Source organism: Mycobacterium sp. 663a-19 (assembly GCF_035616495.1).
Taxonomy (GTDB): Bacteria; Actinomycetota; Actinomycetes; order Mycobacteriales; family Mycobacteriaceae; genus Mycobacterium.
The window spans coordinates 103632-116223 of the sequence record NZ_JAPJAV010000013.1 but is presented as its reverse complement, the minus strand read 5'-3'; the positions used below and the strand labels follow the sequence as shown (position 1 = coordinate 116223).

The window sequence follows — 12592 nt, the reverse complement described above, 5'->3', positions numbered from 1 at the left end:
GCTGGGCGATGGCGTAGACGGTCACCGCGCCACACTAATACGATTCCCAGCCCGCGTAGCCACGCCACTCGGCGCCGTCGACGAGCACCCGGGCCGGCCCGTCGAGCACCCGCCCGATGACGCGCCACCCGCCCGGCGCCGGGCCGGCGAAACAGGCTGCCAGGGCGTGGTCTTCGCCGCCGGCCAGCACCCACGCCCATGCGTCGGCGTCCAGCACGGCCGCCGCCGCGGTCAGCGCGTCGTGGTCGGCGGCCAGCGCCGCGGTCGACACGTCGATCCCCACCCCGGACGCCTCGGCGACGTGGCGCAGGTCGGCCACCAGGCCGTCGGACACGTCGATCATCGCCACCGCGCCCGCGGCCGCGGCAACCGCACCCGCGCCGTAGGGCGGCTCGGGCACCAGGTGCCGGCGCCGCAGCTCGTCGAAGCCGTCAATGCCGTTGTGCCACAACGCATATCCGGCCGCCGAGCGGCCCAGCTCACCGGCGACGGCGAGCACCGAGCCGGCTTCGGCCCCGGACCGCAGCACCGGCGGGCGCCCGTCCAGCTCGCCCAGCGCGGTTACCGACACCACCCACTGCGGGCAGCTGACCAGGTCGCCACCCGCGATGCCCGCGCCGATTCGCGCCGCCTCGTCCCACATCCCGTCGACCAGCGCGTCCACGTCCGCCGCCCGGGTGTCGCCGGGCGCGCCGAAGCCGACCACGAACGCCGTGGCCCGCGCGCCCATCGCCTCGAGGTCGGCGGCGTTCTGGGCGATCGCCTTGCGGCCGACGTCGTGGGGCGTCGACCAGTCCAGCCGGAAGTGCCGATCCTGCACGAGCACGTCGGTCGACACCACGGTGCGACCGTCCGCGGCCGACACCACCGCCGCGTCGTCGCCCGGCCCGAGCAGCACCGCGGCCGGCTGCCGACGGCCGCGCGCGACCCGGTCGATCACCGCGAACTCGCCCAGCTGCCGCAGCGTCGGGGACTGTTCCGCCGCCCCGGACGTATCGTCGCGCACGCCGCCTCCTCCGGGTCCCGACCTGCGGTAAGTTAACTCCCAGCCCGCGCCAGTGTATGAGACAGGAGGTGCGCTGGCGGTGACGACCGACCCTGGTTCGGCTATCGATCTCGGCGGGCCCCCGCGGGCCGCGATGATCGCCGCGGTCGCGCTGGGCGTCGCGGTCATCGGGGCGATCCTGGTCATCGCGGCGAACCGCGAGGCGCCGCCACAGCCGGTGGCCGTTCCCGCCGTCGCCGCGCCGCAGGCCAGCAGCGCCGCATGCCGCGCGCTGACGGACGCGCTGCCGCAGCGGCTGGGCAACTATCAGCGCGCGGCCGTCGCGCAACCGGCTCCGCCGGGCACCGCCGCGTGGCGGTCGGGACCCGGCGGCCAGGCCGTGGTGCTGCGCTGCGGGCTCGACCGCCCGGCCGACTTCGTAATGGGGTCCCCGATCCAGGTCGTCGACCGGGTGCAGTGGTTCGAGGTGGCGGCCCCACCGCAATCCGCCGGCCCCCCATCGACTAATGCGGGGCGGTCCACCTGGTACACGGTGGACCGGCCGGTGTATGTGGCGTTGACGCTGCCGTCGGGATCGGGGCCGACGCCCATCCAGCAGCTCTCCGAGGTCATCGACCGCACCATCGCGGCGGTGCCCATCGACCCGGCCCGGCCGGGTTAGCGGCCGTCAGCGCAGGCCCACGCCGCGGGCCACCGCGGTCTCCACGATGATCGACAGCAGGGTGGGATAGTCGACGCCACTGGCCGCCCACATCCTCGGGAACATCGAGATCGTGGTGAATCCCGGCATCGTGTTGAGCTCGTTGACGATCGGTCCGTCCTCGGTGAGGAAGAAGTCGACCCGGGCCAGCCCCCGGCAGTCGATGGCCTTGAACGCCCGGATCGCCAATCGGCGCACCGCGTCAGCGATCTCGTCGTCGACCTTGGCCGGAACGTCCAATTCGGCTGCCTCGTCGAGGTATTTGGTCGCGAAGTCGTAGAACGAGTCCTCGCGGCCGCGCACCCCGGCCACCCGGATCTCCCCCAGCGTGCTGGCTTCGACTGTGCCGTCGGGCATTTCGAGCACACCGCACTCCAGCTCACGGCCGTTGATCGCGGCCTCGACGATCACCTTCGGATCGTGCCGGCGCGCGTTGGCGACCGCTGCGGGCAGCTCGTCCCAACTCGGCACCCGGCTCACGCCGATCGAGGAACCGCCGCGCGCGGGCTTGACGAACACCGGCAGTCCCAACCGCTCGCGCTCGTCGAGACTCAGCTCCGCCTCCGACGCGCGCAGCACCGCGTGCGGTCCCACCGGAAGCCCCGCGGCGGCAAGCAGCTTCTTGGTGAATTCCTTGTCCATCCCGACGGAGCTGGCCAGCACGCCGGCGCCGACGTAGGGCACACCGGCGAGTTCGAGCAGCCCCTGGATCGTGCCGTCCTCCCCGTACGGCCCGTGCAGCACCGGAAACACCACGTCGACCGACGCCAGGACCTCACCGGCGCCGGGCGCAAGCGACACCAGTTGGCCGCGCCGCCGCGGGTCGGCCGGCAGCGCCAGCTCGGTGCCCGAGCTCGAGGTCACCCCGGGCAGCTCCCGGTCGGTGATCGCCAGCGCGTCCGGGTCGCCGTCGGTGAGCACCCACGATCCCTCCGGGGTGATGCCGATCGCGACCACCTCGAATCGCCGCGGGTCGAGGTTGCGCAGGATGCTGCCGGCGGACACGCACGAGATGGCGTGCTCGTTGCTCCGTCCGCCGAAGACGACGGCGACCCGCACCCGGTCGCTGGCACTCACAACCTGGAGAGGCTACCGGGTGGCGTGCTCATTCGGGCTTCGTGCGGCGCCCCAGCAGCAGGGCCATCGCCTCGTCCACCGAGAGCCCCCGGTGGCAGACCCGGTGCACCGCGTCGGTCAGCGGCATCTCGACGTCGTAGCTGGAGGCCAGCGCCAGCACCGACTCGCACGACGTCACTCCCTCCACGACGTGGCCCTCGCCCGCGTGCATCGCCGACTCCATCGTCCCGCCGCGGCCCAGGCGTTCGCCCATCGAGCGGTTGCGCGAATGCGGGGAGGTGCAGGTGGCCACCAGGTCACCCACCCCCGCCAGGCCGGCCAGCGTCGCGCCCTTGGCGCCCAGCGCGATCCCCAGCCGCATGATCTCCGCCAGGCCACGGGTGATGATCGCCGCCGCGGTGTTCTCGCCGAGGCCGACGCCGGCCGCCATCCCGCACGCGAGCGCGATGACGTTCTTGCACGCCCCGCCGATCTCGGTGCCCACCACGTCGCTGTTGGTGTACGGGCGGAAGTACCCGCTGTTGAGCATGCGCTGCACGGCGACCGCGCGCCCGGAGTCGCTGCACGCGACGACGGTGGCCGCGGGCTGACATTCGGCGATCTCGCTGGCCAGGTTCGGCCCCGAGATCACGCCGACCTGCGACGGGTCCACGCCGGTCACCGACACGATGACCTGGCTCATCCGCATCAGGGTGCCCAGCTCGATGCCCTTGGCCAGGCTGACCAGTGTCGCGCCGTCGGGCAGCAGCGGCGCCCACCGCTCGAGGTTGGCCCGCATGTGCTGCGCGGGCACCGCCAGCAGCACCGTCGACGCGCCGGCCAGCGCCTGTTGCGCGTCGGCGGTGGCGCGGATGCCGCCGGGCAGCAACGTGCCGGGCAGGTAGGCGGGGTTGTATCGGGTGGCGTTGATCTGCTCGGCGATGTCGGGCCGGCGGGCCCACAGCGTGACCTGTGCAGCCCCGGCGTCGACGAGCACCTTGGCCAGCGCCGTGCCCCACGCGCCGGCGCCCATCACCGCGACGGCGCCCTCCGAACCGGCTACCGTGCTGACCATTCACCGTCCCGTCTGTCTGTACTTGATTCTTATTGCGCTATTGCGTTGCCGGCGCTTCAGATTAGCCCGAAGCGGCGAAGGACGGCGCGGCGCTGGCAGGATGAGCCCATGAGCGGCACACGCGCCGACCCAGCGGGCGAAACCGCGGCCGACGTCGCGCTGATCGTCGCCGTCAAGCGGTTGGCCGCCGCCAAGACCAGGCTGGCCCCGGTGTTCTCGGCGTCCACCCGGGAGAACGTGGTACTCGCCATGCTGATCGACACCCTGACCGCCGCGGCGGGCGTCGCATCGGTGGGGTCGATCACCGTCATCACCCCCGACGAGGCCGCCGCGGCCGCGGCCGCCGAGCTGGGGGCCGACGTGCTGGCCGACCCGACGCCCGACGGCCACGACGACCCGCTCAACAACGCCATCGCCGCCGGTGAACGCGCCGTCGCCGAGTCGTTCCCGAATGTCGTTGTGCTGCAAGGCGATCTGCCCGCGTTGCAGACCCAGGAGCTGGCGGAGGCGATCGCCGCCGCACGCCAGTACCGGCGCAGCTTCGTCGCCGACCGGCTGGCCACCGGGACGGCGGCGCTCTGCGCGTTCGGCACCTTCCTCGAGCCGCAGTTCGGGCCGGATTCCTGCGCGCGGCACCGCCGTTCGGGTGCGATCGAGTTGACCGGCGCGTGGCCCGGCCTGCGCTGCGACGTCGACACCCCCGCCGACCTGGCGGCCGCCCGGCGCCTCGGCGTCGGCGCCGCGACCGCCCGGGCCATCGCGCGGCATTGAGCAAGCGGCATTGAGCAATCCGGGTCGGGCGCTGGCAGCATCGGCCGGTGATGCGGGATGATCGCAGGGTGACCGAAACCGAAGCCGAGGCTCGCGTCGAACAAACGGGATGGCAACCGGATGGCTCGGCGCTGGCGGCGCCGCCGGCCGCGACCCCCGCGGCGATCACCGACGCGCTGCCGGAGGACCGTTACCTCAACCGGGAGCTGAGCTGGCTGGACTTCAACGCGCGCGTGCTCGCGCTGGCCGACGACAACTCCCTGCCGCTGCTGGAGCGGGCCAAGTTCCTGGCGATCTTCGCGTCGAATCTCGACGAGTTCTACATGGTCCGGGTGGCCGGCCTCAAGCGCCGCGACGAGATGGGGCTGTCCGTTCGCTCCGCGGACGGCCTGACCCCGCGTGAGCAGCTGGCCCGCATCGGCGAGCAGACGCAGCGGATCGCGACGCGGCACGCCCGGGTGTTCCTCGACTCGGTGCGACCGGCGCTGGCCGAGGAGGGCATCTACATCGTCACGTGGTCCGATCTCGATCAGGCCGAGCGCGACGAGTTGTCGACGTATTTCAACGAGCAGGTCTTCCCCGTCCTGACGCCGCTCGCCGTCGACCCCGCGCACCCGTTCCCGTTCGTCAGCGGACTCAGCCTGAATCTGGCCGTCACGGTCAAACAACCCGAGGACGGTGGCCAGCACTTCGCCCGAGTCAAGGTGCCCGACAACGTCGATCGCTTCGTCGAACTCAAAAGCCGCGACGGCGCCGACGGCGACAGGCACGCCATGATCCGGTATCTGCCGATGGAGGAACTGATCGCGGCCTTTCTCCCGGTGCTGTTCCCGGGGATGGAGGTCGTCGAACATCACGCGTTCCGCATCACCCGCAACGCCGACTTCGAGGTCGAGGAGGACCGCGACGAGGACCTGCTGCAGGCGCTGGAGCGGGAATTGGCGCGCAGGCGGTTCGGTTCGCCGGTGCGGCTCGAGATCGCCGACGACATGACCGAGAGCATGCTGGAGCTGCTGCTGCGCGAACTCGACGTCAATCCCAGCGATGTCATCGAGGTGCCCGGGCTGCTCGACCTGTCGTCGTTGTGGCAGATCTACGGCATCGACCGGCCGGCGCTGAAGGACCGGACGTTCGTTCCGGCCACCCATCCCGCCTTCGCCGATCGCGAGACGCCGCGCAGCATCTTCGCGACGCTGCGCGAAGGCGATGTGCTGGTTCATCATCCGTACGACTCGTTCTCCACCAGCGTGCAGCGATTCATCGAGCAGGCCGCCGCCGACCCCAACGTGCTGGCGATCAAGCAGACGCTGTACCGCACGTCCGGTGATTCGCCGATCGTGCGGGCGCTCATCGCCGCCGCCGAGGCCGGAAAGCAAGTGGTGGCAATGGTGGAGATCAAGGCGCGCTTCGACGAGCAGGCCAACATCCGCTGGGCGCGCACGCTCGAGCAGGCGGGCGTGCACGTGGTCTACGGGTTCGTCGGGCTCAAGACGCACTGCAAGACGTGTTTGGTGGTGCGCCGCGAGGGGTCGACGATCCGGCGCTATTGCCATGTGGGAACCGGCAACTACAACGGCAAGACGGCGCGGCTGTATGAGGATGTCGGTCTGCTCACGGCCTCCCCCGAGATCGGCGCCGACCTGACCGACTTGTTCAATTCGCTCACCGGCTACTCGCGCAAGGTCTCCTACCGCAACCTGCTGGTGTCGCCGCACAGCATCCGCACCGGCATCATCGAACGCGTCGAGCGCGAAATCGAAGCGCACCGCGAAAGCGGCGGTGGGCGCATCCGGCTCAAGATGAACGCTCTCGTCGACGAACAGGTCATCGACGCGCTCTATCGCGCGTCGCGGGCGGGGGTGCGCGTCGAGGTCGTGGTGCGCGGCATCTGCGCGCTGCGCCCCGCGGCGGAAGGTTTCTCGGAAAACATTTCGGTCCGCTCGATTCTGGGCCGATTCCTGGAACACTCGCGGATCATCCACTTCGATCGCGTCAACGAGTTCTGGATCGGCAGCGCCGACATGATGCACCGCAATCTCGACCGGCGCGTCGAGGTGATGGTTCAGGTCAAGGACCCCAGGCTCACCGCATATCTGGACGACTTGTTCGAGTCCGCGCTGGACCCGTCCACCCGCTGTTGGGAGCTCGGCTCCGACGGGCAGTGGACGGCGTCGCCGCACGAGGGTCACAGCGTGCGCGATCACCAGGAGTCGCTGATGGAGCTGCACCGTAGCCCCTGATGCATGTGGTACGTTTCCACGTCACGCCCGAGGCCGGAGCGAGCTTGGCCGAATTGACCTGCAGGAGTGAGGTGTCGGACCAGAACTCGTCCGCCGGCCGGGGCTCGGGGACCCGGATCGTCTACGCCGCCGGCGCGGTGTTGTGGCGCCAAGTCGGCGCCGATTCGGCCAAGCCGGAATTGCAGATCGCCGTCATCCACCGCCCTCGCTACGACGACTGGTCGCTGCCCAAGGGCAAGGTGGACCCCGGCGAGACGGCGCCCGTCGCCGCGGCGCGGGAAGTTCTCGAGGAGACCGGATACCGCTGCGTCCTCGGCAGGCGGCTGGCCACCGTGAGTTACCCGATCGAGGCGGGCGTCAAAAAGGTGTACTACTGGGCGGCCCGCGCCACCGGCGGGGAATTCTGCGCGGGCAGCGAGGTCGACGAGCTGATCTGGCTGCCCGTCGCCGCCGCGATGAAGAAACTCGGCTACCCGCAGGATCGAAAAGTATTGCGCCGCTTTGCAAAACAGCCGGCGGACACGCACACGGTATTGGTGGTCCGGCACGGCACGGCCGGCCGCAAATCCCGGTTCTCCGGAGACGACACCAAGCGCCCGCTGGACAAGCGGGGGCGCGCGCAGGCCGAGGCACTCGTTCCCCAGCTGATGGCCTTCGGGGCCACCGACGTCTACGCGGCCGACCGGCTGCGCTGCCACCAGACGGTGGAACCGCTCGCGGCCGAGCTCGGTGTGGCGATCAAAAACGAGCCCGCCCTCACCGAGGAGTCCTACGCAAAGAACCCCAAGCGCGGCCGGCGCCGGGTGATGGACATCGCCGCGCGGGGCGGCACGCCGGTGATCTGCACGCAGGGCAAGGTGATTCCGGACCTGATCGCTTGGTGGTGCGAACGCGACGGGGTGCGCCCGGACAAGTCGCGCAACCACAAGGGCAGCACGTGGGTGCTGTCGCTGGCGGACGGCAGGCTAGTGGCGGCCAACCACATCGGCGGCTCGTTGTCCGCCAACGTGCGGGCCTGACACGCGAATACCCTTTGGGGGCACCGCTGCCCCCAAAGGGTATCTGCGTCGGAAATTGGGTTTGGGGCTTACCGGCGGCCGCGCCGCGCGGTGGCCTTCTTGGCCGGAGCCCTCTTGGCGGCTTTCTTGGCCGGCGCCCTCTTGGTCGCGGCCTTCTTGGCAACCGTCCGCTTGGTCGCGGCCTTCTTGGCCACCGTCCGCTTGGTCGCCTTCTTGGCTGCGGTCCGCTTGGTCGCGGCCTTCTTGGCCACCGTCCGCTTGGTTGCGGCCTTCTTGGCCGGCGCCCTCTTGGTCGCCTTCTTGGCGGCGGCCTTCTTGGCCGGAGCCTTCTTTGCAGCCTTCTTGGCCGCGGTCTTCTTGGCCGGAGCCTTCTTGGCGGCCTTCTTGGCCGCACCCGCCACTACACCACGCTTCACTGCTGGTCCTTCCGCTGGGAGGCGCTGTGCGCCAGAGACAACCGCTTTGAATTGAGCACCCGGACGAAACGCCGGAACAGACGTCGGCTTGACCTTCACCGTCTCGCCGGTGCGCGGATTGCGTGCCACGCGCGCTGCGCGGCGGCGCTGTTCGAACACACCGAAGCCGGTAATGGTTACGCTGTCGCCCTTGTGCACCGCGCGCACAATGGTGTCGACAACATTCTCGACAGCAGCAGTCGCTTGCCGACGGTCCGAGCCCAATTTCTGCGTGAGCACGTCAATGAGCTCTGCTTTGTTCATCCAAACCCTCCGAAGCCAGTGGTCCTCGTTTGTGAACCAACTAGCGAACACGGTAAACCCTCACCTGGCAAATTTCCAAGCGCCACGCGCAATTTCAAGGCCCGGCGATAGAGATTTTCGCAATCCGGTTGCCGCCCTTGACCGGTGGCGCGCCCCCGAATTCGGCCCGGATAGTTAGGCGAGCGAGAGGAAATTGCGCTCCCGATCGCCCCGTCAGGAGGTGGGCAGTGTGCGCGGTTTCCACTCCGGCCGGGCGGTCTCAAAGGATTCGATTTCCTGAAGTTTCCGCAGCGTGAGGGCTATATCGTCGAGTCCTTCGAGCAGTCGCCAAGCGGTGTGATCGTCAATCTTGAACGGCAGCACCGTCGTTCCCGCGGTGATATTTCGATCTTGAAGATTGGCAGTGATTTCCAAGCCCGGGCTTGCCTCGATGAGCTTCCAAAGAAGTTCCACGCCGTCCTGGCTGACTTCGGCCGCAAGCAGGCCCGCCTTGCCCGCGTTGCCCCGAAAAATGTCACCGAATCGAGACGAGATGACCACTCGGAACCCGTAGTCCATGAGCGCCCACACCGCGTGCTCGCGCGACGACCCAGTGCCGAAATCGGGTCCCGCGACCAGAACCGAGCCTCGGTCAAAGGGGCTGAGGTTTAGCACGAATGACGGATCCGACCGCCACGTCGCGAACAAGCCATCCTCGAAACCGGTTCGGGTGACGCGCTTCAAATACACCGCGGGAATGATCTGATCGGTGTCGACATTGGAGCGTCGCAGCGGCACCCCGATGCCGGTGTGGGTGTGAAAGGCTTCCATGGTCTTACTCGGTCTTCCTCGGTCTTCCTCTGTTTGAAGTTGAATTCAGTTCAGGTCGGCCGGCGCGCACAGCGTGCCGCGGACCGCGGTTGCCGCGGCAACCGCCGGCGATACAAGATGCGTGCGGCCGCCTTTGCCCTGCCGCCCTTCGAAGTTGCGGTTCGACGTCGCCGCGCAGCGCTCCCCCGGCGCGAGCTGATCGGGATTCATGCCCAGGCACATCGAGCAGCCCGCCTGTCGCCATTCGGCACCCGCGGCGGTGAACACCTCGCCGAGTCCCTCGGCTTCGGCCTGAGCGCGCACCCGCATCGAGCCCGGGACAACGAGCATCCGCACGCCGGGGGCCACCTTGCGGCCGCGCAATATCTCGGCCACCGCCCGTAGGTCTTCGATGCGGCCGTTGGTACAGGAGCCGACGAACACGGCGTCGACGGCGATGTCGCGCATCGGCATGCCCGGTCGAAGGTCCATGTACGCCAAGGCTTTCTCGGCGGCCTGCCGCTCGCCCTCGTCGGTCATCAGCTCGGGATCCGGAACGCTCGCGGCCAACGGCACGCCCTGCCCGGGATTCGTTCCCCAGGTGACGAAGGGACTCAGCGACGTCGCGTCGAGGTAGACCTCGGTGTCGAACACGGCACCAGGGTCGGTGCGCAGCTGCTGCCAATATCGCATCGCGGCGTCCCACTGCGCGCCGCGCGGCGCGTGCGGACGATCGCGCAAAAACTCGTACGTGGTCTCGTCCGGCGCCACCATGCCGGCCCGCGCGCCCGCTTCGATGCTCATGTTGCAGATCGTCATGCGCCCCTCCATGGACAGCGATTCGATGGCGCTGCCCCGGTATTCGATGACGTGGCCCTGCCCGCCGCCGGTCCCGATCTTGGCGATCAACGCGAGGATGATGTCCTTGGCCGTCACGCCGGCGGGCAATTGCCCGTCGACGTTGACCGCCATCGTCTTGAACGGCCGCAGCGGCAACGTCTGCGTCGCCAGCACATGCTCGACCTCGGAAGTGCCGATGCCCATCGCCAGCGCGCCGAACGCGCCATGCGTGGACGTGTGACTGTCGCCACAAACGATCGTCATCCCCGGCTGCGTCAGCCCCAGCTGCGGCCCGACGACATGCACGATGCCCTGCTCGATGTCGCCCATTGGATAAAGCCGGACACCGAACTCGGCGCAGTTTCGCCGCAACGTCTCGACCTGGGTGCGCGAGACCGGGTCGGCGATCGGCTTGTCGATGTCGATGGTGGGCACGTTGTGATCCTCGGTGGCCAGCGTCAGGTCGGGCCGGCGCGCCGGGCGCCCGGCCAGGCGCAGGCCGTCGAACGCCTGCGGGCTGGTGACCTCGTGCACCAGATGCAGATCGATGTAGATCAGGTCGGGCGAATCACCACCTCCGGAGACCACAACGTGGTCGTCCCAAACCTTTTCGGCCAGTGTGCGCGGGTTCGACATCTGTTTCTCTCGCTGGATGCTATCTCAGAATATGAGACGTTAATATCTTGATATGAGACAGCATAGCGGAATCGGCGTCCTCGACAAAAGCGTGGGGCTGCTGCACACGGTCGCGGAATCTCCCTGCGGATTGGCCGAACTGTGCGAGCGGACCGGGTTGCCGCGGGCCACGGCGTACCGGCTGGCGGCGGCCCTCGAGCTGCATCGCCTGCTGGCGCGCGACGACGATGGGCGTTGGCGGCTCGGACCCGCGCTCACCGAACTCGCGGCCCGCGTCAACGATCCGCTGCTGGCCGCCGGCGCGGCGGTGCTGCCGCAGCTGCGCGAAACCACCGGCGAAAGCGTGCAGCTCTACCGCCGCGAGGGCACGTCGCGGGTCTGCGTGGCCGCCCTGGAACCGGCTGCGGGCCTTCGCGATACGGTTCCCGTCGGGGCGCGCCTGCCGATGACCGCGGGCTCGGGGGCCAAGGTGCTGCTGGCCCACAGTGACGCCGCCACCCAGAAGGCCGTGCTGCCCGCGGCGAAATTCACCGAACGCGCACTGGCCGAGGTGCGCCGGCGCGGTTGGGCGCAAAGCGTGGCCGAGCGCGAGCCGGGGGTGGCCAGCGTGTCGGCGCCGGTGCGCGACGGCCGCGGGGTCGTCATCGCCGCGATCTCGGTGTCCGGGCCGATCGACCGGATCGGGCGGCGCCCGGGGGCGCGCTGGGCCGCCGATCTGTTGTCCGCGGCCGACGCGCTCACCCGTCGGCTGTGAACCGCGAGCAGACGCAAAAGTCCCCATTCCGAGCCGAAATGAGGGCCTTTTGCGTCTGCTCGCGGGTGGCTTGACACACTGTCGCCATGGGAACCAATCAGCGCGCGAGCATCGTCATGTCCGAGGACGAGATCGCCGAGTTCGTCGTCAAGAGTCGCACCGGGACGTTGGCCACCGTCGGCCCCGACGGGCAGCCGCACCTGACCGCCATGTGGTACGCCGTGGTCGACGGCGAGATCTGGCTGGAGACCAAGGCCAAGTCGCAGAAGGCGGTCAACCTCAAGCGGGATCCGCGGGTGAGCTTTCTGATCGAGGACGGCGACACCTACGACACGCTGCGCGGGGTGTCCTTCGAGGGCGTCGCGGAGATCGTCGACGATCCCGACGTCTCGCACCGGGTCGGGGTCAGCGTGTTCGAGCGCTACACCGGCCCCTACAGCGACGAGATGAAACCGATCGTCGAGCAGATGATGAACAAGCGGGTCTGCGTGCGCATCGTGGCGCGGCGCGCGCGTTCCTGGGATCACCGCAAGCTCGGCCTGCCGCACATGCCGGTGGGCGGATCGACCGCGCCGGCTGTGCTCGGTTAGACGCGCGAGCAGACGCAAAGGCACCCATTTCGGTACGAAATTGGGTGCTTTTGCGTCTGCTCGCCAGTAAAAAGTAGCCCCGATGGGATTCGAACCCACGCTACCGCCGTGAGAGGGCGGCGTCCTAGGCCGCTAGACGACGGGGCCTGAACCGATCCGAGCTGCCAGCATAGCTCACCGGCATACCGCCACCTAATCGCTTGTGGTGGACAGATTTTGCTGGGGTACCAGGACTCGAACCTAGAATGGCTGAACCAGAATCAGCTGTGTTGCCAATTACACCATACCCCATTGGCTGCCTATAACCGCTGGTCAGAGCGCATTCCGCGGAACAAACGCGTGTCCCCGGACCGCCGTCGGCAGCCGTCGTCGGCCTTTGCAAACCGCTGTGCAGACT

At 69.0% G+C, this 12592-nt stretch carries 12 protein-coding genes and 2 tRNA genes; 6 read left to right on the top strand and 8 right to left on the bottom strand.

Going from position 1 to position 12592, the window contains the following annotated elements; all coding sequences use genetic code 11:
- Positions 1-34: 34 nt before the first annotated feature.
- Positions 35-1006, bottom strand: a complete 972-nt coding sequence (locus OQ968_RS21345; RefSeq protein WP_324681267.1) for a thiamine-phosphate kinase — start codon at positions 1004-1006, stop codon at positions 35-37.
- 133 nt (positions 1007-1139) lie between these two features.
- Between OQ968_RS21345 and OQ968_RS21340 the strand changes: the two genes are divergently transcribed.
- Positions 1140-1667: a DUF3515 domain-containing protein gene (locus OQ968_RS21340; RefSeq protein WP_324681306.1), complete on the top strand. Its 528-nt coding sequence runs from the start codon at positions 1140-1142 to the stop codon at positions 1665-1667.
- Positions 1668-1673: 6 nt separating this feature from the next.
- Here the strand turns inward: OQ968_RS21340 and OQ968_RS21335 are convergent, their stop codons facing one another.
- Positions 1674-2783 carry a D-alanine--D-alanine ligase family protein gene (locus OQ968_RS21335; protein WP_324681266.1) on the bottom strand — a complete coding sequence of 370 codons (1110 nt, stop codon included), beginning with the start codon at positions 2781-2783 and terminating at the stop codon, positions 1674-1676.
- Positions 2784-2811: 28 nt separating this feature from the next.
- Positions 2812-3837, bottom strand: coding sequence for an NAD(P)H-dependent glycerol-3-phosphate dehydrogenase (locus tag OQ968_RS21330; protein ID WP_324681265.1), 1026 nt, complete (start codon positions 3835-3837; stop codon positions 2812-2814).
- 108 nt (positions 3838-3945) lie between these two features.
- Between OQ968_RS21330 and cofC the strand changes: the two genes are divergently transcribed.
- The 3 genes from cofC (at position 3946) to OQ968_RS21315 (ending at position 7867) form a co-directional block, all read left to right on the top strand.
- Complete coding sequence (gene cofC, locus OQ968_RS21325; protein WP_324681264.1) at positions 3946-4608, top strand: 2-phospho-L-lactate guanylyltransferase; 663 nt, start codon at positions 3946-3948, stop codon at positions 4606-4608.
- A gap of 47 nt (positions 4609-4655) precedes the next feature.
- On the top strand, positions 4656-6848 hold the full coding sequence (locus OQ968_RS21320) for an RNA degradosome polyphosphate kinase (RefSeq protein WP_324681263.1): 2193 nt from the start codon (positions 4656-4658) through the stop codon (positions 6846-6848).
- A gap of 71 nt (positions 6849-6919) precedes the next feature.
- Positions 6920-7867, top strand: a complete 948-nt coding sequence (locus OQ968_RS21315; protein ID WP_324681305.1) for a bifunctional NUDIX hydrolase/histidine phosphatase family protein — start codon at positions 6920-6922, stop codon at positions 7865-7867.
- 68 nt (positions 7868-7935) lie between these two features.
- Here OQ968_RS21315 and OQ968_RS21310 read toward each other — a convergent pair whose 3' ends face one another.
- From OQ968_RS21310 to leuC, 3 genes are all read right to left on the bottom strand, one after another.
- Positions 7936-8586 carry an HU family DNA-binding protein gene (locus OQ968_RS21310; RefSeq protein WP_324681262.1) on the bottom strand — a complete coding sequence of 217 codons (651 nt, stop codon included), beginning with the start codon at positions 8584-8586 and terminating at the stop codon, positions 7936-7938.
- A gap of 213 nt (positions 8587-8799) precedes the next feature.
- Positions 8800-9396 (bottom strand): 3-isopropylmalate dehydratase small subunit, encoded by a 597-nt coding sequence (gene leuD, locus OQ968_RS21305; RefSeq protein WP_324681261.1) that lies wholly within the window; start codon positions 9394-9396, stop codon positions 8800-8802.
- 45 nt (positions 9397-9441) lie between these two features.
- Positions 9442-10851 (bottom strand): 3-isopropylmalate dehydratase large subunit, encoded by a 1410-nt coding sequence (gene leuC / locus OQ968_RS21300; protein ID WP_324681260.1) that lies wholly within the window; start codon positions 10849-10851, stop codon positions 9442-9444.
- Between the two features lie 52 nt (positions 10852-10903).
- Here leuC and OQ968_RS21295 point away from each other — a divergent pair, with 52 nt between their 5' ends.
- Positions 10904-11605, top strand: coding sequence for an IclR family transcriptional regulator (locus OQ968_RS21295; RefSeq protein ID WP_324681259.1), 702 nt, complete (start codon positions 10904-10906; stop codon positions 11603-11605).
- An 86-nt stretch (positions 11606-11691) separates the two neighbouring features.
- Complete coding sequence (locus OQ968_RS21290) at positions 11692-12195, top strand: PPOX class F420-dependent oxidoreductase (protein WP_324681258.1); 504 nt, start codon at positions 11692-11694, stop codon at positions 12193-12195.
- 74 nt (positions 12196-12269) lie between these two features.
- Here OQ968_RS21290 and OQ968_RS21285 read toward each other — a convergent pair.
- Both OQ968_RS21285 and OQ968_RS21280 read right to left on the bottom strand, forming a co-directional pair.
- Positions 12270-12342, bottom strand: a tRNA-Glu gene (locus OQ968_RS21285).
- Positions 12343-12414: 72 nt separating this feature from the next.
- Positions 12415-12486, bottom strand: a tRNA-Gln gene (locus tag OQ968_RS21280).
- Positions 12487-12592: the final 106 nt, after the last annotated feature.

What these genes read in the sequence shown, in the direction of transcription:
- OQ968_RS21340 (WP_324681306.1), top strand. Translation starts at nt 1,140, where the DNA reads ATGATCGCCGCGGTCGCGCTGGGCGTCGCGGTCATCGGGGCGATCCTG.
- OQ968_RS21330 (WP_324681265.1), bottom strand. Translation starts at nt 3,837, where the DNA reads ATGGTCAGCACGGTAGCCGGTTCGGAGGGCGCCGTCGCGGTGATGGGC.
- cofC (WP_324681264.1), top strand. Translation starts at nt 3,946, where the DNA reads ATGAGCGGCACACGCGCCGACCCAGCGGGCGAAACCGCGGCCGACGTC.
- OQ968_RS21310 (WP_324681262.1), bottom strand. Translation starts at nt 8,586, where the DNA reads ATGAACAAAGCAGAGCTCATTGACGTGCTCACGCAGAAATTGGGCTCG.
- leuD (WP_324681261.1), bottom strand. Translation starts at nt 9,396, where the DNA reads ATGGAAGCCTTTCACACCCACACCGGCATCGGGGTGCCGCTGCGACGC.
- leuC (WP_324681260.1), bottom strand. Translation starts at nt 10,851, where the DNA reads ATGTCGAACCCGCGCACACTGGCCGAAAAGGTTTGGGACGACCACGTT.
- OQ968_RS21295 (WP_324681259.1), top strand. Translation starts at nt 10,904, where the DNA reads ATGAGACAGCATAGCGGAATCGGCGTCCTCGACAAAAGCGTGGGGCTG.
- OQ968_RS21290 (WP_324681258.1), top strand. Translation starts at nt 11,692, where the DNA reads ATGGGAACCAATCAGCGCGCGAGCATCGTCATGTCCGAGGACGAGATC.